General features: G+C 39.9%; 1 protein-coding gene. It reads right to left on the reverse strand.

The window, feature by feature from the left end; genetic code table 11:
• Positions 1 to 54: 54 nt before the first annotated feature.
• The coding region (locus tag R7Z77_RS28000) for an alpha-glucosidase C-terminal domain-containing protein (protein ID WP_318137386.1) at positions 55 to 541 on the reverse strand (487 nt) is incomplete at its 5' end.

The following is a 541-nucleotide window of genomic DNA, read 5'->3' on the forward strand; positions in this document are numbered from 1 at the left end:
TTTATAGTTATTAATGAACATATTCACAAATTTTAATAAATATAGAATGCGGTGTCACTTCACTTGCCACAAATTGATACTTAATGCTGCCATATTGACAGAAACATGACCTTCATAATCAATTATTTCACACTTATCTAATAATTGATGCAAGTGTTTCGCATTCAAGCCTAACTGCCACAATGGTAGGTCAATCGTGCTTTCTTGTAGACCAATATTGACTGCAACAATGATCGTCTCTTCACCAAGCTGTCTTGCATAAGCAAATGCTCTTTCGTCACAATAAAGCCATTGCATGCTGCCAGATTGTAGGGCTTTGAACTGTTTGCGAATTTCAATCCACTGTTGGTACAGGTGGAGCCAAGGCGAACTCTGAACTAAATGCCAAGGGAAACAACGTCTGTTATCTGGATCAAAGCTTCCCTCAAGACCGACTTCACTACCATAATAAATGCATGGTGCGCCGACATAAGTCATGAGTAAGGCCAACGCGATTTGCATTTTTTTCTCATCCCCATTCACCAAGGTGAGAAAACGTGCC

Source organism: Vibrio sp. 1401 (assembly GCF_033340295.1).